This is a genomic window from Serratia sp. CY74737 (assembly GCF_052166775.1).
Taxonomy (GTDB): domain Bacteria; phylum Pseudomonadota; class Gammaproteobacteria; order Enterobacterales; family Enterobacteriaceae; genus Serratia; species Serratia ureilytica.
Genome location: NZ_JBJNOF010000004.1, coordinates 373,136 through 395,711, shown reverse-complemented (window position 1 = coordinate 395,711; position 22,576 = coordinate 373,136). Strand labels below are relative to the sequence as shown.

The following is a 22,576-nucleotide window of genomic DNA, read 5'->3' as shown; positions in this document are numbered from 1 at the left end:
CATGCGCTGAGAAATAGTTGTTTGCGTGGCTGAGGTTTTTAACGGATTTTCAGTTATCGGCGTAAAAAATTGTCGATTATGCAATTTTTAGCGTGATGGCGGGATTGCCGGCCAGTTTGACCGGCAATCGATTAGCGATTAGGCGATGAGCTGCCAGAGGGTGAACGCGGCATCCGGCGTCCAGCCGGCATTGGAGGTGTGCGCCTGAATACAGGTGTATTTCTTGCCTTTATAACTCACGACGTCGCCGGCTTTGTAGCTGTGGTTGTTCTGCCACTCGGGCGCGCCCGGATCGGGCGGCGTACCGTCATTGGCGGTTTTGACCGCCAGCGCGCTGCTCGGCAGGGAGGTATTGCCCAGGGTGTCGGTCGCGGTAACGAAGTAGCTGTACTGGGTTGCCGGCGTCAGACCGCTGTCGGCCAGCGACAGACCGGCGGTTTGGCCGATCGGGTTGCCGTTGCGGTAGACGGTGTAGCTGGCGATCGGTGAGGCGCCGGTGGCGGCGGCCCAGCTCAGTTTCAGCGAGGTGGCGCCCAGCTCGGCGACCGTCAGCGCCGTCGGCGCATTAGGCTTTCCCGGCGGCGGGGTGACGCCGCCCTGAATCAGCGGCGCATAGCGGGTTTTGAACTCCCAATTGTAGGCGACGCCGGCTTTGCTCTTGCCGTTGTCCCAGTTGATTGACCAGGTCATCAGGCCCTTGATCGACAGGTTTTTGGCGTCGAGACGCGAGAAAGCGTTATACACCGCCTGTTTATCGATCACGTAGCCGGTGGCGGCGGCGTCGTTGTTGCTCGGCAGGCCGATGACGAATTTCGCCGCCGGGATCTTCGCATAGCCGCGGGTGCCGGTAACCAGGCTTTCCGTCAGGTAGTAGAGGAAGTCTTCCTTCTTGGTATCGTCGTTTTGGGTCAGCCAGGTTTTAATTTCTTCAACCCAAAGGCCATCGCCACCCTGGTTATAATATTGCGGCGCGATAAAGTCGTAATAGCCTTCGAGGGCGCTGATATAATCCAGGTAGGTGCCATTTTCACGTAAGTATGGGAATTCCGGCGCCATGCTGATAATAAAGTTTTTCCCCTGGGCGGCGTAATGGTCTTTTACTTTTTTCAGCGCCGCAGGCAAGACGGTTTTATTATTGGCGGCGCCGATCGCCGCCTGTTCCAGATCGATATCCAGTCCGTCGAAGCCATAGACTTCCACCAGGCGAATAATCTCGTCTTTCAGCTTGTCTTCGTCGCCGGTTTTCAGCTCGATATGCGCGTCTGCGCCGCCGAGGGAGATCAGCACCGCGCGGCCCTGGCTGTTCAGCACGCCCACCTGGCGGCGGAACTCGGCGTCGGACAGGTTGTAAGGCTTGAAGGTTGGGATGCCCTGGCCTTTCATAAAGGCGACGGCCACCACGTTGTACTCGGCGGGAATGTCGGTCAGGTTCATATTGGTGAACTGGCCTTGCTGATAGCCGTCACTGGCGCCGGCGGCCCAGTTGTGCCAGAAACCCATCAGGATCTTTTTATTGGCGATAGACGGCATAATGGCCGCGTCATCGGCGGCGACGGCATTAATCGTGTTATTTGTGCTCATGGTAGCCTCATTAATTAGGGGTAAGGGTTTTTCGCTCGCCGGCAATATCAGCTATTGGCGGGGCGTAACGTTATAATGAGGATTTTTAACGCAGGCAGGCTGAAACCTTTTACGGCCATGAACGAATTAAATTCAAACTGACGCTGAGGGAGAAGGAAATAATGGCGGCCGGGCGGCCGCCATGGCCGCATCAGAAGATGGTGATATCGGCGACGGAAGGGTAGACGTAGCTCGGGCGGAACGGCATGGTTTCGATGTCGCTCAGCGTGGAGACGCCGGACAGCACCAGCACGGTTTCCAGGCCGGCCTGGAAGCCCGCCAGAATGTCGGTGCGCAGGTTATCGCCGACGATCACCGTCTCTTCCGAGTGCGCCTGCATTTTGTTCAGTGCGGCGCGAATGATCCACGGGCTGGGCTTGCCGACGTAAAACGGCTTGCGGCTGGTGATCTTCTCAATGGGGGCGCACAGCGCGCCGCAGGCCGGCGAGAAGCCGTGGCCGTGACTATCCGGGTTGGTGGCGATAAAGCGCGCCGTTACTGACGAAGTAGGCGGCTTTATGCATCATGTCCCAGTTGTAAGAGCGGGTTTCACCGACGATCACGAAGTCGGGGTTGATGTCGGTGATGGTGAAACCGGCTTTGTACAGCTCATGGATCAGGGCGCCTTCGCCGACCACATAGGCTTTTTTGCCTTCCTGGCGGCGCAGGAAATCGGCGGTGGCCATCGCCGAGGTGTAGAACGCGCTCTCCGGCACTTCCAGCCCGGCGGCGGCGAAGCGGTTCGCCAGATCCTGCGCGGTCTGTGACGGGTAGTTAGTCAGCACCACCAGCGGCATGCCCTGTTCCTGGATGCGCGCCAGGAACAGATCGGCGCCGGGCACCGGCGTATTGTCATGCAGCAGCACGCCGTCGATATCGCATATAACGTTTTTGATTTTCATTTGTCGCTGTTTCTCATGATTACGGCAGGCGAAGGGTGACGATAACACGCCTGCCAGAAGCGGCGGATCAGCTTTCCAGCAATCGCTGCAAGAGCACGCCGTTGAGCATCGCGCGTTTGGCCAGGGCGAAAGCGCCGATCGCCGAGCGATGATTGAGTTCGGAGGTCACCACCGGCAGATTTTTGCGGAAGTCCTTCAGCACCTGGGTATTGATGCAGCTCTGGATCGCCGGCAGCAGCACCTTGTCCGCTTCGGTGATCTCACCGGCGATCACCACCTTCTGCGGATTGAACAGGTTGATGGCGATGGCCACCGCTTTGCCCAGATAGCGGCCTACGTGTTCGATCACTTCGCTGGCCAGCAGATCGCCGCGGTTGGCGGCCTTGCAGATGGCGTTGATGCCGCAGTCTTCCAGAGTCAGTTTGCTCGGATAGCCCTGGCTCAGCAGCTGGCGCACGCGCTGTTCGATCGCGGCGTTGGCGGCCACGGTTTCCAGGCAGCCGAAGTTGCCGCAGTGGCAGCGTTCCCCCAGCGGATCGATCTGGATATGGCCGATCTCGCCGACGTTGCCGTTGTTGCCGAGAAAAATCTGCCCGTTGACGATGATGCCGGCGCCGGTGCCGCGGTGCAGGCGCACCAGAATCGAGTCTTCGCAGTCGCGGGTGGCGCCGAAGTAGTGCTCCGCCAGCGCCAGGCTGCGGATGTCGTGGCCGACGAAGCTGGTGACGTTAAAGCGCCGCTGTAGGTTGTCCACCAGCGCCCAATTGCTGACGCTGATGTGCGGCATGTAGCGCACCACGCCCAGCGCCGGATCCACCAGGCCGGGCAGGATCACCGCGATGGCGATCAGCTCGCGCAGGCGGCGCTGGTTAGCGTCGATGAATTGGGCGATGGCGGCGAACAGCGCATTCTCCAGCGTTTCTTGAGTGCGTTCCGGCAGCGGATAGTGTTCTTCGCTGAGCGACTTGCCGCTCATGTCATACAGGGTGATGGTGGCGTCGTGGCGGCCGAGACGCACCGCGACGGTATGGAAATGACGGGTTTCCGACACGATGGAGATCGCGCGGCGGCCGCCGGTGGAGGCTTGCTGATCGACTTCTTTGATCAGCCCGCGCTCCAGCAGCTGGCGAGTAATTTTGGTGACGCTGGCGGGGGCGAGCTGGCTGAGTTCGGCAATCTGAATGCGCGAGATCGGGCCCTGCTGGTCGATCAGGCGGTAAACTGCCGCGCCGTTAAGTTGTTTGACTAAGTCAACGTTCCCTATTTGTGCTTGTCCGCCAGTGCTCATCAATAATTTTACTCGCTGTTCATTGAATTAAACCTCGTTACCGTTAACGAGCGTTTTGGTGATCTTGAAATCACGGGTGAAGGCGGTCAGGTTAGCCACCTTGCCGGCTTCGAGGGTGCCCAGACGGTGATCGACGCCGATGGCGCGCGCCGGATACAGCGTCGCCATGCGCAGCGCTTCGTCCAGCGCGATGCCGATATGCTCGACGCTGTTTCGCACCGCTTCGATCATGGTCAGCGCGGAACCGCTCAGGGTGCCGTTCTCATCCACGCACAGCCCATCCCGATAGTATATTGTTTTACCGGCGAAAATAAATTGGTCAATATCTGCACCCGCCGGCGCGGTGGCATCGGTGACCAAGACCAATTTATCACCTTTCAGGCGTTTGGCGTTACGGATACTCGCCCAGGCCACGTGATGGCCGTCGGCGATGATGCCGGTATAGACCTCCGGCGTATCGAAGATCGCCCCCATCAGCCCCGGTTCGCGGCCGGTGATATAAGGCATGGCGTTGTACAGGTGGGTGGCGAAGCTGATGCCGGCGGCGAAACCGGTGCGAGCCTGATCGTAGGTGGCGTTCGAGTGGCCGGCGGAGACCACGATGCCGGCCTCGGTCAGCTGCTTGATAAAGTGCGGTTCAACCATTTCCGGCGCCAGCGTCACCTTGGTGATCACGTCGGCGTTGGCGCACAGGTAATCGATCATTTCCTGGGTAGGCTTGCGAATGAACGCCGGATTGTGGGTGCCTTTTTTCACCGGGCTGAGGTATGGCCCTTCCAGGTGCAGGCCCAACGCCTGGTTTTGGTGCTTTTTCAGATAAGCGCGCATCACGTCGACGCTGTGCTTCATGAATTCGTCGCTACTGGTGATCAGCGTCGGCAGATAGCTGGTGCAGCCGGATTTCTCGTTGGCGCGCTGCATGATCTCCAGCGTTTCTTCCGAGATTGCTTCCAGCGAATCGTTGAACTGTACGCCGCCGCAGCCGTTCAGCTGCACGTCGATAAGCCCGGGGGCCAGGATGGCGCCACCCAGGTCGCGCGTTTCGATGCCGGCGGGCAATTCAGCCGCCGGGCAGACTTTCTCGATCAGCCCATCAGCGATAATGACTGCATGGTCATCAAGTACGTCGTGGCCGGTATAGATTCGGCCGTGGGTTAAAGCGAACATCGTAGCCCCCTGCAAAGATTAAAGACTTTTAACGCTTTCCGCTTCTAACTCGCGGAAATATTTGACGGTTTTGACTTTCAGCTCCATGGTGGCCGGTTCGTCGCACACCACTACCGCTTTGGCGTGCAGCTGCAGACAGCTGATGGTCCACATGTGGTTGATATTGCCTTCCACTGCGGCTTCCAGTGCCTGCGCCTTGGCGTGGCCGGTGACCAGGATCATCACTTCTTCCGCGTCCAGCAGCGTGCCCACGCCGACGGTCAGCGCATATTTCGGCACCAGGCTGACATCGCCGCCGAAGAAGCGCGAGTTGGCGATGCGGGTGTCTTCGGTCAGCGTTTTGATGCGGGTGCGCGAAGCCAGGGACGAAGCCGGCTCGTTGAACGCGATATGGCCGTCGATGCCCACGCCGCCCATGAACAGGTTAATTTTGCCGTAAGACTTGATCTTCTCTTCGTACTGGCGGCACTCGGCGTCGACATCCGCGGCGTTGCCGTTCAGCAGGTTGATATTTTCGCGAGGGATATCAACGTGATCAAAGAAGTTGCGGTACATGAAGGTGTGATAGCTTTCCGGGTGTTCCTGCGGCAGGCCAACGTACTCGTCCATGTTGAAAGTCACAACATGCTTAAAGCTTACTTCACCTGCTTTGTGCATCGCAATCAGATGTTTGTAGGCTTCCAGCGGCGTGCCGCCGGTGGGCAGGCCGAGAACAAACGGGCGCTCTGCGGTTGGCTTGAATGCGTTGATGCGTTGAACGATATGACGCGCGGCCCATTTGCCGACTTGAGCGGTATCTTTCAGTGGGATAAGTCTCATCTAACACCTCTTGGGATAAGTAAACTAAAGCTATACTGTACGGGCCTGCGGGAGTCGTAAGCGTAACCCAGCTTTATGATTCTCGCGTGAATCGTCCGTTCGGTTGATTTTTTGAATGATAAAATAAGTTTTGTGTGATGGCCAGCAATCTGGGAGGTAAAGACTACTTTTTGGTGATATTTATCACAAAAAGGGAGGTTTTAATTTGCGATACAAAATAAATTTTTTACACTCGGCATGAGTGATACGTGCCAAGCGCTGTTTCTAAAAAGGTAGTGAGAGCTTCAAATAAACTACTAATAGGGTCCGTCCGCGGACAACATAGGGGGAAAAGGTGAACATTCTTAGTTATTTGCAAAAGGTGGGACGGGCGCTGATGGTGCCGGTCGCCACGCTGCCCGCCGCCGCCATCTTGATGGGCGTCGGGTACTGGATTGACCCTGTTGGTTGGGGCGGCGACAACGCGCTCGCCGCTTTCTTCATTAAATCCGGCTCCGCTATCATCGACAACATGTCGGTGCTGTTCGCTATCGGCGTGGCCTACGGCATGTCCAAAGACAAGGACGGCGCCGCCGCGTTGACCGGCTTCGTCGGCTTCCTGGTGCTGACCACTCTCTGTTCGCCGGCCGCCGTGTCGATGATTCAGAAGATCCCGCTCGATCAGGTGCCCGCCGCGTTCGGCAAGATCCAGAACCAGTTCGTCGGTATTCTGGTGGGCATCATCTCCGCCGAAGTGTACAACCGCTTCAGCGGCGTCGAGCTGCCCAAGGCGCTGTCGTTCTTCAGCGGCCGCCGTTTGGTGCCGATCCTCATTTCCTTCCTGATGATCCTGGTGGCTTTCATCCTGATGTACATTTGGCCGGTGATCTTCAACGGTCTGGTGAACTTCGGTGAACACATTCAGAAAATGGGCTCGGTCGGCGCGGGCATCTACGCCTTCTTCAACCGCCTGCTGATCCCGGTCGGCCTGCACCACGCGCTGAACTCGGTGTTCTGGTTCGACGTGGCCGGCATCAACGATATTCCTAACTTCCTTGGCGGCCAGCAGTCGATCGAAGCCGGTAAAGCGGTTGTCGGCATCACCGGCCGTTATCAGGCGGGCTTCTTCCCGATCATGATGTTCGGTCTGCCGGGGGCGGCGCTGGCCATTTACCATTGCGCGCGTCCTGAGAACAAAGCCAAAGTGGCGGGCATCATGCTGGCGGCCGCTTTCGCCGCCTTCTTTACCGGTATTACCGAACCGCTGGAATTCTCCTTCATGTTCGTGGCGCCGGTGCTGTACGTGATCCACGCCGTGCTGACCGGTATCTCGGTGTTCATCGCCGCCAGCATGCATTGGATCGCCGGTTTCGGCTTCAGCGCCGGCTTGGTGGATATGGTGCTGTCGTCTCGCAACCCGCTGGCGACCCACTGGTACATGCTGATCCCGCAAGGCCTGGTGTTCTTCGTCATCTACTACGTGGTGTTCCGCTTCACCATCAAAAAATTCAACCTGATGACTCCGGGCCGCGAGCTGGCGGTTGCTGGTGACGAAACCGACGGCTACGACGTCAACGTCGACAGCAACGCCGGTAAAGACGAGAACGAAACCACCACCCTGGCTCGTCGTTACGTCGGTGCGATCGGCGGTTCCGACAACCTGACCGGCATCGACGCCTGCATCACCCGCCTGCGTTTGAATGTGAAAGACTCCACGCTGGTGAACGACGCATTGGCGAAACGCCTCGGCGCGTCGGGCGTTATCCGCCTGAACAAGCAGAGCGTGCAAGTGATCGTCGGCACCCGCGCCGAACTTATCGCCAGCGCAATGCGCAACGTGATTGCGGCCGGCCCGGTAGCGGCAGCGGCGGCCCCGGCGGCGGCGCCTGCCGCGGAAGCCAAACCGCAGGCGGTGCCGAACGCGCCGAAAGCCGCGTTTGAAACGCTGGTGGCGCCGGTGACCGGCGAAGTGGTGGCGCTCGAACAGGTGCCGGACGAAGCTTTCGCCAGCAAGGCGGTAGGCGACGGCCTGGCGATTCGCCCGACCGACAAGATCGTGGTGGCGCCGGCTGACGGCACCGTGGTGAAAATCTTCAATACCAACCACGCATTCTGCCTGGAAACCGACAAGGGCGCCGAGATCGTGGTGCACATGGGGATCGACACCGTCGCGCTGGAAGGCCAGGGCTTCAAACGCCTGGTGGAAGAGGGCGCGGAAGTGAAAGCCGGTCAACCGATTCTGGAGCTGGATCTGGATTACCTGAATGCCAATGCGCGTTCGATGATAAGCCCGGTGGTAGTCAGCAATGCTGACGAGTACGCCGGCCTGGCGGCGCTGGCCAGCGGCTCTGTGGTCGCCGGTCAGACCAAGCTGTATGAGATCCAGAAATAAGGCTGTTTTTACCTGAGTAGTGCCTGGGGCCGAACACGCATCATGGCGGAGTTTGCCCCGACTTGGCGGGAAGAGAGCGATCTCTTCCCGCTTTTTTTATCCCGTTTCGCCCCACGGCGGTGCGCTGCGCGCCGATGGTGCAACGCGCCGCATTTTTCATGAAACAAACGGTTGTTTCCAGACGTGGCTTGTTGGATCATAGGCGGTTATGTGTAGCGCTTTGCATTGAGGAACAGTGAAATGAGTGAGGCTGAAGCCCGCCCAACCAATTTTATCCGTCAGATCGTCGATGAAGATCTGGCGTCGGGGAAACACACGTCGGTACATACCCGTTTCCCGCCGGAGCCTAACGGCTATCTGCATATCGGCCACGCCAAGTCCATCTGCCTGAACTTCGGCATCGCCAAGGACTATCAGGGCCAGTGCAACCTGCGTTTCGACGACACCAACCCGGTGAAAGAAGACATCGAGTTCGTCGAGTCTATCAAGCACGACGTGGAGTGGCTGGGCTTTGAGTGGAGCGGCAACGTTCGTTACTCCTCAGACTATTTCGATCAGCTGCACCAGTATGCGGTGGAGCTTATCAGCAAAGGGCTGGCCTACGTCGACGAACTGTCGCCGGAGCAGATCCGTGAATACCGCGGCACCCTGACTGCGCCGGGCAAAGACAGCCCGTACCGCGGTCGCAGCGTGGAAGAGAACCTGGCGCTGTTCGAGAAGATGCGCAACGGCGAATTCGCCGAAGGCGCCGCCTGCCTGCGCGCCAAGATCGATATGGCTTCGCCGTTTATCGTGATGCGCGATCCGGTGCTGTACCGCATCAAGTTCGCCGAACACCACCAGACCGGCAATAAATGGTGCATCTACCCGATGTACGATTTCACCCACTGCATTTCCGATGCGCTGGAAGGGATCACCCATTCGCTGTGCACCCTGGAATTCCAGGATAACCGCCGTCTGTATGATTGGGTGCTGGATAACATCACCATTCCTTGCCACCCGCGCCAGTACGAGTTTTCGCGTCTCAACCTCGAATACGCCATCATGTCGAAGCGCAAGCTGCATCAGCTGGTGGCCGAGAAGATCGTCGAAGGTTGGGATGATCCGCGCATGCCGACCGTCTCCGGTCTGCGCCGCCGCGGTTATACTGCCGCCTCGATCCGCGAGTTCTGCCTGCGCATCGGCGTGACCAAGCAAGACAACAACGTCGAAATGGTGGCGCTGGAATCCTGCATCCGCGACGATCTGAACGAGAACGCGCCGCGCGCCATGGCGGTGCTGGATCCGGTGAAAATCGTCATCGAGAACATGGGCGATGCGGTGGAAATGGTCAGCATGCCTAACCACCCGAACAAGCCGGAAATGGGCAACCGCGATGTGCCGTTCAGCCGTGAGATCTATATCGATCGCGCCGACTTCCGCGAAGAAGCCAACAAGCAGTACAAGCGTCTGGTGCTGGGCAAAGAAGTGCGTCTGCGCAACGCGTACGTGATCAAGGCCGAGCGCGTCGAGAAAGATGAAGCCGGCGAGATCACCACCATCTTCTGCAGCTACGATGCGGAAACGCTGAGCAAAGATCCTGCCGACGGCCGCAAGGTGAAGGGCGTGATCCACTGGGTGTCTGCGGCGCACGCGCTGCCGGCGGAAATTCGCCTGTACGATCGCCTGTTCAGCGTGCCTAACCCGGGCGCGGCGGAGGACTTCCTCTCCACCATTAACCCGGAATCGCTGGTGATCAAGCACGGTTTCGTTGAGCCGAGTCTGGCGGCCGCACAGCCGGAGAAAGCCTATCAGTTCGAGCGTGAAGGCTACTTCTGCGCCGACAGCCATTACTCTTCGGCTGAGCACCTGGTGTTTAACCGCACCGTCGGTCTGCGTGACACCTGGGCGAAAATCGAAGGCTAATCTTAATTGCCTCGAAAATTAATGTATCAGCGCGGCTCAGGCCGCGCTTTTTTATGCCTGCTATTGAGTAAATCATCTATTCCCGCCACGTTTTTCCGGGCTGCGTTTAATTAACTGCGGTGCGTTAATCAATAAGTTTTCTTATATTGGGCTTAGTAGTCTTAATCTTTACTTATATATTCGTGATGCGAATTAATTTCATTTAGAGAGCGCTCTCAAATTTTATCTCCTGACTGACGGATTTAGTCAGGCTGAAACCATTAATCGTCTCTGGTTGACCTGGTATCCGTATTTATTCTGATTTAATTGAATTTTTTATTCGACACCTTCCATGAATGCCAGCGTAACAAATTATCACCGATATGTGCTCCTTGTCATACTTTGACAAATCTTCCGCATTTTTCATTTGATAATTCGCGTCGCGAAAAATAGTCTGTCTGTAGCAATTAGTGCTGTGGGAATAACATCTCGTCGGCAATATTTTTTACCCGTTCGGGTTTTTTATTGGCAGTCGTGCAGGGCAGTGGTGAACACAGGCGGCTGCAACTTTTAAGTTAAGTCAAAGAGGAATTTCAATATGGGTACGCACGGTGCTCAGCGTAAAACGCTGGCGCTCGCAGTCGCGGGCGCGCTGTTGGGAACAGGGTTTGCCATGGCGCCTGAGGCGAAAGCCGCAGGGTTTATCGAGGATTCCACGCTGACCGGCGGCATTTATTACTGGCAACGTGAGCGTGACCGTAAAGATCTCAATCCGGACAGCAAGGATTACAATCAATACACCACCAACCTGTCCCACTCTACCGCCAACCTGAGCCTGGATTTCGCGTCGGGCTACGCCTGGGACATGTTCGGTCTGGATGTCGGCACTTTTACCGCCATCGAACTGGCTGAATCCAGCGCCAGCGGTCACCCGAACGAAATCGCGTTCTCCTCGAAGAACCGTACCTACGACGAAGACTACTCCGGTGATAAAGGCGGTATCAGCCTGTACAAAGCCGCCGCCAAATTCAAATACGGCCCGGTCTGGGCGCGCGCCGGCTATATTCAGCCGAGCGGCCAAACCCTGCTGGCGCCGCACTGGAGCTTTATGCCGGGCACTTATCAGGGGGCTGAAGCCGGCGCCAAGTTCGACTACGGCGATGCCGGCGCGTTGAGCTTCTCCTACATGTGGGCCGACAAATACAAAGCGCCGTGGCATATCGAGATGGACGACTTCCGCCAGAACGATAAGAAAACCCGTGTCTCCTACCTGCACTCGCTGGGCGCCAAGTACGATTTCAAAAACGACCTGGTGCTGGAAGCCGCTTACGGCCAGGCCCAGGGGTACGTGAATCAGTACTTTACCAAGGCGTCTTACAAATTCGATCTGCTGGGCAACCCGCTGACCACCAGTTACCAGTTCTATGGCGCGGAAGACCGCATCAGCAACAAGAACGATCCGAACAGCATCTATGACGGCCTGGCCTGGCTGCAGGCGTTGACCTTCGGTTACACCACCGGCCAGTTCAACTGGCGTCTGGAAGGCACCATGGTCAAGGCGGAAGGCAATCAGGGCTTCTTCCTGCAACGTATGACCCCGACCTACGCCTCGTCAAACGGTCGCCTGGACGTGTGGTGGGATAACCGCTCCGACTTTAACGCCAACGGCGAAAAAGCGGTGTATGCCGGCGTGATGTATGACCTCAGCAACTGGAACCTGCCGGGCATGGCGGTCGGCGGCTCTTACGTTTACGCGTGGGACGCCAAGCCGAGCACCAACCCGATCTACGATCAGAGCCAGCGCCTGAAAGAGAGCGCCTGGAGTCTGGACGCGATGTACACCATCCAGGAAGGGCGAGCCAAGGGCACGCTGCTCAAGCTGCATTACACCAAGTATGACAACCACACCAACATTCCGAGCTGGGGCGGCGGTTACGGCAACATCTTCCAGGACGAGAAAGACGTCAAGTTCATGGTCATCGCGCCATTCACCATCTTCTGATGCGTTCCCCGGCCTCGCCGCCGGGGCAGTTAAGGGAATTCAACGATGAAAAAAATCATGCTGATGTTGGCGGCCGCTGCGGCGCTGAGCGCCTGTGCGCAACCCTCCGCGCCGCCGGAAGACGCCAAGTTGAAACAGGCTTACAGCGCCTGCATCAATACCGCGGAAGGCTCGCCGGAGCGTCTGCAGCCGTGCAAGGCGGTACTGAACGTGCTGAAACAAGAGAAACAGCACCAGCAGTTCGCTGCGCAGGAAACGGTACGGGTGATGGATTATCAGAACTGCATTATGGCGGTTCACAGCGGTAACGGTCAGGCTTACGACGCCAAGTGCGGCAAGCTGTGGCAAGAAATTCGCGATAACAATAATTAAGAAGGACGAGAAGATGAACGCATTCAAACTGAGCGCACTGGCCGCCTTGACGGCAACGATGGGATTCCTGGGCGGCATGGGGAGCGCCATGGCCGATCAACAGCTGGTGGATCAGCTGAGCCAACTGAAGCTGAACGTGAAAATGCTGGATAACCGCGCCGGGGAAAACGGCGTGGATTGCGCGGCGCTGGGCGCAGACTGGGCCTCATGCAACCGGGTGTTGTTCACCCTGAGCAACGACGGGCAGGCGATCGACGGCAAAGACTGGATCATTTATTTCCACAGCCCGCGCCAGACTCTGCGGGTAGACAACGATCAGTTCAAGATCGCTCACCTCACTGGCGATCTGTACAAGCTGGAGCCGACCGCCAAATTCAGCGGTTTCCCGGCCGGTAAGGCGGTGGAAATCCCGGTGGTCGCCGAATACTGGCAGCTGTTCAGAAACGACTTCCTGCCCCGCTGGTATGCCACTTCCGGCGACGCCAAGCCGAAAATGCTGGCGAATACCGACACCGAAAATCTGGATCAGTTTGTGGCGCCGTTTACCGGCGATCAGTGGAAGCGCACCAAGGACGACAAAAATATTCTGATGACGCCGGCTTCGCGTTTTGTCAGCAACGCCGATCTGCAGACGCTGCCCGTCGGCGCGCTGCGCGGCCAGATCGTGCCGACGCCGATGCAGGTGAAAGTGCACGCGCAGGACGCCGATCTGCGCAAAGGGGTATCGCCGGATCTGAGTGCGTTGGTCAAGCCGGCGGCGGATGTCGTCAACCAGCGCTTCGCGCTGCTGGGCGTGCCGGTTCAGGCCAACGGTTACCCGATCAAGACCGACATCCAGCCGGGCAAGTTTAAAGGCGCGATGGCGGTGCCGGGCGCTTATGAGCTGAAGATCGGCAAGAAAGAGGCGCGGGTGATTGGCTTCGATCAGGCCGGGATGTTCTACGGGTTGCAGTCTATCCTGTCGTTAGTGCCGACCGACGGCAGCGGCAAGATCGCCACGCTCGACGCCAGCGATGCGCCGCGCTTCCAGTATCGCGGCATTTTCCTCGACGTGGCGCGCAACTTCCATAAGAAGGATGCGGTGCTGCGCCTGCTGGATCAGATGGCGGCTTACAAGCTCAACAAATTCCACTTCCACCTGAGCGATGACGAAGGTTGGCGTATCGAAATTCCCGGCTTGCCTGAGTTGACGGAAGTCGGCGGCCAGCGCTGCCACGATCTGAGCGAAACCACCTGCCTGCTGCCGCAGTACGGCCAGGGGCCGGATGTCTACGGCGGTTTCTTCACTCGTCAGGACTACATCGACATCATCAAATACGCCCAGGCGCGCCAGATTGAGGTGATCCCGGAGATCGACATGCCGGCGCACGCCCGCGCGGCGGTGGTCTCGATGGAAGCGCGCTACAAGAAACTGCATGCCGCCGGCAAAGAGCAGGAGGCCAACGAGTTCCGCCTGGTGGATCCGACCGATACCTCCAATACCACCTCGGTGCAGTTCTTTAACCGTCAGAGTTACCTGAACCCGTGCCTGGATTCCTCCCAGCGCTTTGTCGACAAGGTGATTGGCGAGATTGCCCAGATGCATAAAGAAGCCGGCCAGCCGATTAAGACCTGGCACTTTGGCGGCGACGAAGCGAAAAACATCCGCCTGGGTGCCGGCTACACCGACAAGGCGAAACCGGAACCGGGTAAAGGCATCATTGACCAGAGCAATGAAGACAAGCCGTGGGCCAAGTCTCAGGTGTGCCAGGTGATGATCAAAGAGGGCAAAGTGGCCGACATGGAGCACCTGCCGAGCTACTTCGGCCAAGAGGTCAGCAAGCTGGTGAAGGCGCACGGCATCGACAGAATGCAGGCCTGGCAAGACGGCCTGAAAGACGCCGAGAGTTCGAAGGCGTTCGCCACCTCGCGCGTGGGGGTCAACTTCTGGGACACCCTGTACTGGGGCGGTTTCGACAGCGTCAACGACTGGGCCAACAAAGGGTATGAAGTGGTGGTCTCCAACCCGGACTACGTCTATATGGACTTCCCTTACGAGGTGAACCCGGACGAGCGCGGTTACTACTGGGGCACCCGCTTCAGCGACGAGCGCAAGGTGTTCAGCTTCGCGCCGGACAACATGCCGCAGAACGCGGAAACCTCGGTTGACCGAGACGGCAACCACTTCAACGCCAAGAGCGACAAGCCGTGGCCGGGGGCATATGGACTTTCCGCTCAGCTGTGGAGCGAAACCCAGCGCACCGACCCGCAGATGGAATACATGATCTTCCCACGCGCGCTGTCGGTGGCGGAGCGCGCCTGGCATCGCGCCGGTTGGGAGCAGGACTATCGCGCCGGCCGCGAATACAAAGGCGGGGAAACCCACTTTGTCGATACCAAGACGCTGGAGAAAGATTGGCTGCGCTTCGCCAATATTCTGGGCCAGCGTGAACTGGCCAAGCTGGACAAAGGTGGCGTGGCTTATCGTCTGCCGGTGCCGGGCGCTCGCGTGGCGGGCGGCAAGCTGGAGGCGAATATCGCGCTGCCGGGGTTGGGCATCGAGTACTCCACCGACGGCGGTAAGCAATGGCAGCGTTATGATGCCAGGGCCAAGCCTGCGGTCTCCGGCGAAGTACAGGTGCGCTCGGTCAGCCCGGACGGCAAACGCTACAGCCGCGCCGAGAAGGTCTAAGAAGGGCGGTGCGGCCCGCAGTTTTGGCGGCGGGCCGCATCATAACAAAGGGGGAATGCGTTCGCCCGCGCGTGTCGGCGCAGGGCGGACGTTGTGGTGAGAGTAGTACGTGGAGTCGCTGTGCCGCTGCAATTGTGATATTTCATGACATGATTTTTCCCCGGCTTGTCCGGGGATTTTTTTGCCCGTTGTACGGCGGGCATAAAAAAACCGCCTCAAGATGAGGCGGTTTTTCATAGCCGGTCAGGGCTTATTTCTTGTCGTGCAGCGTTTCGTCTTCGCGGCAGTCACCGGTTTCACAGTGGCCGTACAGGTACAGACTGTGGTTGGTGAGCTTGATGCCGTGCTGCTTGGCGATGTCACGCTGGCGCACTTCGATGGATTCGTCGCTGAATTCGATCACTTTGCCGCAATCCAGGCAAATCAGGTGATCGTGGTGATGCTGTTGGGTCAGCTCGAACACGGACTTGCCGCCTTCGAAATTGTGACGTGTCACAATGCCCGCATCGTCAAACTGGTTCAGTACGCGATAAACCGTCGCCAGCCCGATCTCTTCGCCCATATCAATCAGTTTTTTGTACAAATCTTCCGCACTGACGTGATGGCATTCCGGATTTTGCAGTACTTCCAGGATTTTGAGTCGCGGAAGCGTGACTTTTAAGCCGGCCTTCTTCAATGCGATGTTGTTGTCGGTCATGCGAATTCAGTCCTGTTACTATGCTAATCAAGTTGAGGCGTACTCGCCTGTGGCATCGGTCGGCACAAAGAGTTAATGCGTCTCATTATAGAACCGGTTGTACTAAATGGAAACCGCCGGTTGTTAACAAAGATATAATTGCACTATTGCATGTTTTGCATGCAACGCCTTGATGGATGGGATAAACCGATATCTCAGTCTACCGTGACGGGGTGGGAAGTTACAAATCTGTAGCTTCTATCGCAGCAATCCCTGTTGCCGATGACGGCCCTGTCGGCACACTATGCACTTTACAGGGCCTTTGTTCAACCTTTCGCCAGTCCCGGCGTTTAGCCGACGATATCGGCCAGGCTCAGCTCTTCGACGATCTGTTTGACCCAGGCGTCGACACGCTCGTTGGTCAGCTCCGGCTGACGGTCTTCGTCGATCGCCAGACCGATGAAGTGGTTGTCGTCCGCCAGGCCTTTGGAGGCTTCGAAGTGGTAGCCTTTGGTCGGCCAGTGGCCCACGATGGCCGCGCCGCGCGGTTCGATGATGTCGCGGATGGTGCCCATCGCGTCACAGAAGTATTCCGCGTAGTCTTCCTGGTCGCCGCAGCCGAACAGCGCCACCAGTTTGCCGTTGAAATCGACTTCTTCCAGCGTCGGGAAGAAATCATCCCAGTCACACTGCGCCTCACCGTAGTACCAGGTCGGGATACCCAGCAGCAGGATATCGAACCCTTCCAGGTCTTCTTTGCTGCTTTTGGCGATGTCGTGCACTTCAGAGACGTCGTCGCCAAACTGTTTCTGGAGAATTTTCTGGATCATTTTGGCAATGTTTTCGGTATTGCCAGTGTCGCTGCCAAAGAAAATGCCTACAGTAGCCATATCGCGTATAACCTTTAAATTCAATTAATTGCATTACTCGGCGCCGGCACTGCCGCCGATTAAAATGATGCCATGGCAAGAGCCTTTCGCCACGGTGGCGGGCGCCGACAGGCGCAGTCTCTTACCGGTAAATGCGTATCATGCCAGAAAGTGGCGCCGGGGTTTTATCGCATTTATGCGATGCCGAAGGATGAAGAAAAGCGTGGTCGATCCGGCGTTGTCCTTAACGCCGCGCCGCGCGTGCGGCCGAAGAGATCAATGTTCCGGCTGTTCTTCCGCCAGTTGCGCCAACAGCATCTGCTCGATGAGTTCGCTGCGGCTGATGTTGCGCTGTTCCGCCAGTTTGTTCAGGGCGTCCACCGCATCCGCGTTGATTTTCAGCTCTACGCGCCGCAATCCACGCACTTTATCGCGCCGTAACTGATTGCGCTTATTGATTCTAAGCTGTTCATCGCGGGAAAGCGGGTTGGTTTTCGGGCGCCCCGGACGGCGTTCATCTGCGAACAGATCCAGCGTCGTGCGATCCGTTTGTTCTTTTGCCATAGGTAGCGGTACTGCAAGGGAGTTTGCATCAAAAAGCGCTCGCACGCTTCCGGAGGCATCGGTTAACACACTTCGGGCCAATAAACCCTAACCCAAATTTACCGCCGAACCGGCGTTCGCGAACGCGCTGGCGCGGCGGCAAAATTATAGCGCGCCATATTACCCCAGCAGATGGAGCGGCGACAATGCCTAACTGCGGGCTAAACGCGCTAAGCCGTTATCTTTAGCGCGTTTTTTCGCCAGGTGAGCGTATTTTTCAGGCTTCGTCGAGGAAACGGTGGATGGCGCGCAGCACCGCCTCCGGTTTTTCGGCGTGCACCCAATGGCCGGTGCCTGCAACGACGTGCGCGCGGGCCTGCGGGAACTGGCGGGCGATGTCCGCACGGTAGCTGTCCTGCACGTACGGCGACAGGCCGCCGCGAATGAACAGGGTCGGGTGCGGCCAGGCCGGCACGTCCTGCCAGCCGGTGATGTCATCATAGCGTTCAATCAGCACCGGCAGATTGAAGCGCCATTCGCCGTTATGGAAGGATTTCAGCAGGAACTGGATCACGCCTTCTTCCTGCAGGTAATCGCGCATCAGCTGGGCGGCGGCCTGGCGCTGGGTGATGCCGGCGGCGCTGACGGCCTTCAGGGCGGCGAAAATCTCGTCGTGACGTCGGGTCTGGTAATTCACCGGCGCGACGTCGATGACGATCAGCTTGGCGACGCGCTCGGGCGCGATGGCGGTCAGCGCCATCGCCGCTTTGCCGCCCATCGAATGGCCGATGACGATCGCTTTCTCAAGCCGCAGTTCGTCGAGCAGCTCCAGCAGATCCTGCGCCATCGCGGGGTAGTTCATCTCGTCGGCGCGCGGGGAGAGGCCGTGGTTGCGCAGATCGACCTTAATTACGCTGTGACGCTGATGCAGATCGCGCGCCAGCACGCCCAGGTTGTCCAGATTGCCGAACAGCCCGTGGATCAGCAGCACCGGCAGTGCGTCTGACTCGGCGGCCAGCAGTTGGTAATGTAATTTCATGGCGAAGTTCATACTGAGAGAGATTCAGATTAGGGTATCATGATTGAATCGCACGATGAATCATGCGGAATTTTCGCGGCGCGGGCTTGGCAGTGCCGGCTATAGGTATTAGTCTGCATTTGCCGTCCGGAGGCACATTGTTGTGTTCGCCCCAGCGCTTTTAACCTTATAATCCCATGGCTTGAATGCAGGATCTGGCTTCAGGTTCTAAGTAGAAAAAACAGTATTGGATAAAGATGAAAACTATTGAAGTCGACGAAGAGCTTTACCGTTATATTGCCAGCCACACGCAACACATCGGTGAAAGCGCGTCCGATATTTTACGCCGCATGTTGAAATTCACCGCCGGTCAGCCGGTGCGCGCGTTGCCTGCCGCCAGTGCGTCGCCGTCCGTCGAAGCGGAAAAAGCGGCGCCGGTTCAGCGCCCGCGCGATCGCGTACGCGCCGTGCGTGAACTGCTGCTGTCGGATGAATACGCCGAGCAGAACAAAGCGGTCAACCGTTTCATGCTGGTGCTGTCCACGCTGTACACCCTCGATGCCGCCGGTTTTGCCGCCGCCACCGAGGCGTTGACCGGCCGTACCCGCACCTATTTCGCCGGCGATCAGCAGACCCTGCTGGCCAACGGCACGCATACCAAGCCGAAGCATGTGCCGGGCACCCCTTACTGGGTGATCACCAATACCAATACCGGCCGCAAACGCAGCATGATCGAACACATCATGCAGGCGATGCAGTTCCCGGCGGAACTGATCGAGAAAGTTTGCGGTACCGTCTAATTTAGCGAACAGCCCGTCATGATGGCCGTGCGCGACGTATTTGCCCGGTCACCGACAGGGATGAGGGAGATATGTCGATGGCGAATAATCCACGTGCCGGGCAGCCCGCCCGTCAAAGCGATCTGATCAACGTAGCCCAGCTGACGTCGCAGTACTATGTGCTGCAACCGGAAGCCGGCAATGCCGCACATGCGGTGAAGTTTGGCACCTCCGGCCACCGCGGCAGCGCGCAGCGCCACAGCTTCAATGAAGCGCACATCCTCGCCATCGCTCAGGCGATCGCCGAAGTTCGTCATCAGCAGGGCACCACCGGCCCGTGCTACGTGGGCAAAGACACCCATGCGCTGTCCGAGCCGGCCTTTATTTCCGTGCTGGAAGTGTTGACCGCCAACGGCGTCGATGTGATCGTGCAGGAAAACAACGGCTTCACGCCAACGCCGGCGGTATCGCACGCCATTTTGTGCCACAACCGCCGCGGCGGCGCGCAGGCCGACGGCATCGTCATTACGCCGTCCCACAACCCGCCGGAAGACGGCGGCATCAAATACAATCCGCCGAACGGCGGCCCGGCTGACACCAACCTGACGTCGGTGATCGAAAAGCGCGCCAACGAACTGCTGGCGCAGCAGCTGAAAGGCGTGCAGCGTCAGTCGCTGGACAAGGCCTGGAACAGCGGCCACCTGCACGCCAAAGATCTGGTGCAGCCTTACGTCGAAGGGCTGGTGGAGGTGGTCGACATGCCGGCCATCCAACGCGCCGGCCTGAAGCTGGGCGTGGATCCGCTCGGCGGTTCCGGCATCGCCTATTGGCAGCGGGTGGCGGAACACTACAAGCTGGATCTGACGCTGGTGAACGATTCCATCGATCAGACGTTCCGCTTTATGCACCTGGATCACGACGGCATCATCCGCATGGACTGCTCGTCGGAGTCGGCGATGGCCGGCCTGCTGGCGCTGCGCGACAAATTCGATTTGGCGTTCGCCAACGATCCGGATTACGACCGCCACGGCATCGTCACGCCGAAGGGTCTGATGAACCCGAACCACTATCTGGCGGTAGCCATCAACTACCTGTTCCAGCATCGCCCGCAGTGGGGCGCCGATGTTGCGGTGGGTAAAACGCTGGTGTCCAGCGCGATGATCGATCGCGTGGTGGCCGATCTGGGCCGCAAGCTGGTGGAAGTGCCGGTCGGCTTCAAGTGGTTCGTGGACGGTCTGTTCGACGGCAGCCTGGGCTTTGGCGGCGAAGAGAGCGCCGGGGCCTCGTTCCTGCGCTTCAACGGCCAGCCGTGGTCGACCGACAAAGACGGCATCATCATGTGCCTGCTGGCGGCTGAAATCACCGCGGTAACCGGTGAGAACCCGCAGCATCACTATGACGATCTGGCCAAGCGTTTCGGCGCGCCAAGCTACAACCGCATCCAGGCGCCGGCAACCCATGCGCAGAAAGCGGCGCTGTCCAAGCTGTCGCCGGAGATGGTCAAGGCCAGTACGCTGGGCGGGGACCCGATCACCGCACGTCTGACCGCAGCGCCGGGCAACGGCGCGTCGATCGGCGGCCTGAAAGTGATGACCGACAACGGTTGGTTCGCGGCTCGTCCTTCCGGCACCGAAGAGGCTTACAAGATCTACTGCGAGAGCTTCCTCGGGGCGGAGCACCGCGAGAAGATTGAGCACGAAGCGGTCGAGATCGTCAGCGAAGTGCTGGCTTCCGCCAAGTAATCACTTTTCTTGATTGATAAAAAGCGCTGTTTTTACAGCGCTTTTTTTATGGGCGCTATTTAGATATATCTTTTTCACGGCACGCGCTTGCGCATTTAGATATATCGATCTAGATTAGCGCTATCGATGCTGTTTAGATATATCTAAACAACCTCGTATTGATGTTCCCTACTAAAGCGAGGTCTCACCTTATGTTTCATCGATTAGGTTTACACCGGCATCATCATCACCATGAATGCGAAGAGGGTCGTCGTCATCGCGGCGGGCGCCATCACTTCGGCGGCGAAGGCGAAGAGCACGGCCGAGGTGGGCGCGGCGGCCGGGGCGGGCGTCATCGTCTGTTCGAACACGGCGATCTGCGCCTGGTGCTGCTGGCGCTGGTGGCGCGCAAGCCCAGCCACGGGTACGAATTGATCAAGGCGATCGAGGAAGCGTCATCCGGCCTGTACGCGCCGAGCCCGGGGGTGATTTACCCCACGCTGACGCTGCTGGAAGAGCAGGATTTCCTCGAACCGCTCACCACCGGCAACGGCCGCAAAAGCTACCGCATCACCGCGGCGGGCGAGGGCGAGCTGCAAAAGCATCAACAGGTGGTTGAGGTCATTCTGGCGCGTCTGGCGGGCGCCGGCCGCGAGCGTCATCGGCACGGCAACCTGGCGGAAGGCATCTACGACGCCATGAACCGTCTGCGCAGCCTGCTGCGCGGCAACGTGATGCGCGCCGATCTTACGCCGCAGCAGGTGGAGCGCATCAACGCCGCGTTGCTGACCGCCGTGGCGGCGATCGAAAGCGAAATGCATATTCAACCCACGCAGCAGGAGAAGAACTGATGCCCGGCCACCGTTTTAACATTACCGTTGAAGCCCTGAGCGATCGCCAGGGCAATCCCGTCGAGAAAGCGCCGCTGAGTTTTGAAGTGAGCAACCACGACGATATTCTCGATATCGTCGAACGCATCCGGGCGCGTGACGATCTGAACTTCGGCCCCGAGCAGAGCGCGGCCTTCGCCGTAGGCTTGAAGCTGTTCTCCGAAGTGATGATCGAAAACCGCAAACACCCGGTGTTCGCTCCGCTGCGCGATGCGTTTAAAGAATTTATGGTCGGATTGAAGAAGGGGCCGGCGGCGTAAAGGCGCGGCAAACCGCGCCCGCCGGGGTTAAGGCATGAAGCGATAGCCGACGCCGGTTTCGGTCAGCAGGTGTTTGGGCCGGGCCGGATCGGCTTCGAGCTTCTGCCGCAGGTGGCCCATGTAGATGCGCAGATAGTGGCTGTGCTCCACGTAATTCGGCCCCCAGACGTGGCTCAACAGCTGGCGTTGGGTGATCACCTTGCCGGCGTTGGCCAGCAGCTCCGCCAACAGGCGAAACTCGATCGGCGTCAGATGCAGATCTTCGTCGTTGCGCAGCACCCGGCGATTCACCAGATCGACGGTAATCGCCGAAAAGCTCACCAGCGGGCTTTCCTGTTGGTTAGCTGAGTGGCGGCGCAGCGCGACCCGCACCCGCGCCAGCAGCTCACCGATGCCGAACGGCTTGCTGAGGTAGTCGTCGGCGCCGGCGTCCAGCGCGGCGATCTTGTCCTCTTCGGCGTTGCGCGCCGACAGCACGATCACCGGAATGGCGCTCCACTGCCGCAGATCGCGGATGTAGCTCAGCCCGTCGCCATCCGGCAACCCCAAATCCAGGATGATCAGATCCGGTTTGCGCGTGCCGGCTTCAATCAACCCACGCTGCAGCGTTTCACTTTCAAATACCCGCAGGCCTTCGCTCTCCAGCGCGGTGCGCACGAAGCGGCGGATCTCTTTTTCATCTTCAACAATCAGAATGTTGGTTGGCGTTATGCTCACGTTTCCC

The 22,576-nt window shown here is 58.5% G+C and carries 18 protein-coding genes and 1 pseudogene; 9 read left to right on the top strand and 10 right to left on the bottom strand.

The features are described 5' to 3' along the window. Positions 1 to 138: 138 nt before the first annotated feature. The 5 genes and pseudogenes from ACJ8PE_RS08155 to nagB all read right to left on the bottom strand — a co-directional run bounded on the left by ACJ8PE_RS08155 (position 139) and on the right by nagB (position 5,796). On the bottom strand, positions 139 to 1,581 hold the full coding sequence (locus ACJ8PE_RS08155; protein WP_033642172.1) for a carbohydrate-binding protein: 1,443 nt from the start codon (positions 1,579 to 1,581) through the stop codon (positions 139 to 141). A 190-nt stretch (positions 1,582 to 1,771) separates the two neighbouring features. Next, positions 1,772 to 2,522: pseudogene (locus tag ACJ8PE_RS08150) on the bottom strand (HAD-IIA family hydrolase). 67 nt (positions 2,523 to 2,589) lie between these two features. Further along, positions 2,590 to 3,810 carry a DNA-binding transcriptional regulator NagC gene (gene nagC / locus ACJ8PE_RS08145; protein ID WP_197793727.1) on the bottom strand — a complete coding sequence of 407 codons (1,221 nt, stop codon included), beginning with the start codon at positions 3,808 to 3,810 and terminating at the stop codon, positions 2,590 to 2,592. 27 nt (positions 3,811 to 3,837) lie between these two features. After that, a complete protein-coding gene (gene nagA / locus ACJ8PE_RS08140) occupies positions 3,838 to 4,977 on the bottom strand; it encodes an N-acetylglucosamine-6-phosphate deacetylase (RefSeq protein ID WP_033642173.1) in 1,140 nt (379 codons plus the stop codon). A gap of 18 nt (positions 4,978 to 4,995) precedes the next feature. Further along, the gene (nagB, locus tag ACJ8PE_RS08135) at positions 4,996 to 5,796 is read right to left on the bottom strand and encodes a glucosamine-6-phosphate deaminase (RefSeq protein ID WP_004939952.1); all 801 of its coding nucleotides are present in this window, start codon (positions 5,794 to 5,796) and stop codon (positions 4,996 to 4,998) included. Positions 5,797 to 6,130: 334 nt separating this feature from the next. Between nagB and nagE the strand changes: the two genes are divergently transcribed. The 5 genes from nagE to ACJ8PE_RS08110 all read left to right on the top strand — a co-directional run bounded on the left by nagE (position 6,131) and on the right by ACJ8PE_RS08110 (position 15,096). Then, positions 6,131 to 8,167 (top strand): N-acetylglucosamine-specific PTS transporter subunit IIBC, encoded by a 2,037-nt coding sequence (nagE, locus tag ACJ8PE_RS08130; protein ID WP_197793726.1) that lies wholly within the window; start codon positions 6,131 to 6,133, stop codon positions 8,165 to 8,167. A 240-nt stretch (positions 8,168 to 8,407) separates the two neighbouring features. Beyond that, positions 8,408 to 10,072, top strand: a complete 1,665-nt coding sequence (gene glnS / locus ACJ8PE_RS08125; protein ID WP_033642175.1) for a glutamine--tRNA ligase — start codon at positions 8,408 to 8,410, stop codon at positions 10,070 to 10,072. 577 nt (positions 10,073 to 10,649) lie between these two features. Beyond that, on the top strand, positions 10,650 to 12,053 hold the full coding sequence (gene chiP / locus ACJ8PE_RS08120; protein WP_197793725.1) for a chitoporin ChiP: 1,404 nt from the start codon (positions 10,650 to 10,652) through the stop codon (positions 12,051 to 12,053). Between the two features lie 45 nt (positions 12,054 to 12,098). Then, on the top strand, positions 12,099 to 12,425 hold the full coding sequence (chiQ, locus tag ACJ8PE_RS08115; RefSeq protein WP_197793724.1) for a ChiQ/YbfN family lipoprotein: 327 nt from the start codon (positions 12,099 to 12,101) through the stop codon (positions 12,423 to 12,425). Between the two features lie 13 nt (positions 12,426 to 12,438). Next, a complete protein-coding gene (locus ACJ8PE_RS08110) occupies positions 12,439 to 15,096 on the top strand; it encodes a beta-N-acetylhexosaminidase (protein ID WP_197793723.1) in 2,658 nt (885 codons plus the stop codon). A gap of 250 nt (positions 15,097 to 15,346) precedes the next feature. On the opposite strand, the gene fur is transcribed toward ACJ8PE_RS08110, so the two are convergent. The 4 genes from fur to ybfF form a co-directional block, all read right to left on the bottom strand. Beyond that, positions 15,347 to 15,793 (bottom strand): ferric iron uptake transcriptional regulator, encoded by a 447-nt coding sequence (gene fur / locus ACJ8PE_RS08105; protein WP_019454058.1) that lies wholly within the window; start codon positions 15,791 to 15,793, stop codon positions 15,347 to 15,349. A 329-nt stretch (positions 15,794 to 16,122) separates the two neighbouring features. Beyond that, positions 16,123 to 16,662: a flavodoxin FldA gene (fldA, locus tag ACJ8PE_RS08100; RefSeq protein WP_004939938.1), complete on the bottom strand. Its 540-nt coding sequence runs from the start codon at positions 16,660 to 16,662 to the stop codon at positions 16,123 to 16,125. Positions 16,663 to 16,917: 255 nt separating this feature from the next. Further along, positions 16,918 to 17,205: a LexA regulated protein gene (ybfE, locus tag ACJ8PE_RS08095; RefSeq protein WP_004939936.1), complete on the bottom strand. Its 288-nt coding sequence runs from the start codon at positions 17,203 to 17,205 to the stop codon at positions 16,918 to 16,920. A 256-nt stretch (positions 17,206 to 17,461) separates the two neighbouring features. Beyond that, positions 17,462 to 18,235, bottom strand: coding sequence for an esterase (ybfF, locus tag ACJ8PE_RS08090; protein ID WP_080273370.1), 774 nt, complete (start codon positions 18,233 to 18,235; stop codon positions 17,462 to 17,464). Positions 18,236 to 18,459: 224 nt separating this feature from the next. Between ybfF and seqA the strand changes: the two genes are divergently transcribed. From seqA to ACJ8PE_RS08070, 4 genes are all read left to right on the top strand, one after another. Further along, a complete protein-coding gene (gene seqA / locus ACJ8PE_RS08085; RefSeq protein WP_033651164.1) occupies positions 18,460 to 19,002 on the top strand; it encodes a replication initiation negative regulator SeqA in 543 nt (180 codons plus the stop codon). A gap of 77 nt (positions 19,003 to 19,079) precedes the next feature. Beyond that, positions 19,080 to 20,723, top strand: coding sequence for a phosphoglucomutase (alpha-D-glucose-1,6-bisphosphate-dependent) (gene pgm / locus ACJ8PE_RS08080; RefSeq protein WP_033638690.1), 1,644 nt, complete (start codon positions 19,080 to 19,082; stop codon positions 20,721 to 20,723). A 191-nt stretch (positions 20,724 to 20,914) separates the two neighbouring features. After that, positions 20,915 to 21,553, top strand: coding sequence for a PadR family transcriptional regulator (locus ACJ8PE_RS08075; protein ID WP_197796561.1), 639 nt, complete (start codon positions 20,915 to 20,917; stop codon positions 21,551 to 21,553). Then, a complete protein-coding gene (locus ACJ8PE_RS08070; protein ID WP_404768990.1) occupies positions 21,553 to 21,852 on the top strand; it encodes a DUF3861 domain-containing protein in 300 nt (99 codons plus the stop codon). Before ACJ8PE_RS08075 ends, ACJ8PE_RS08070 begins: the two co-directional genes overlap by 1 nt. A 27-nt stretch (positions 21,853 to 21,879) precedes the next feature. Here ACJ8PE_RS08070 and kdpE read toward each other — a convergent pair whose 3' ends face one another. Continuing rightward, positions 21,880 to 22,569, bottom strand: a complete 690-nt coding sequence (gene kdpE / locus ACJ8PE_RS08065) for a two-component system response regulator KdpE (RefSeq protein WP_016928747.1) — start codon at positions 22,567 to 22,569, stop codon at positions 21,880 to 21,882. Between the last annotated feature and the right edge of the window lie 7 nt (positions 22,570 to 22,576).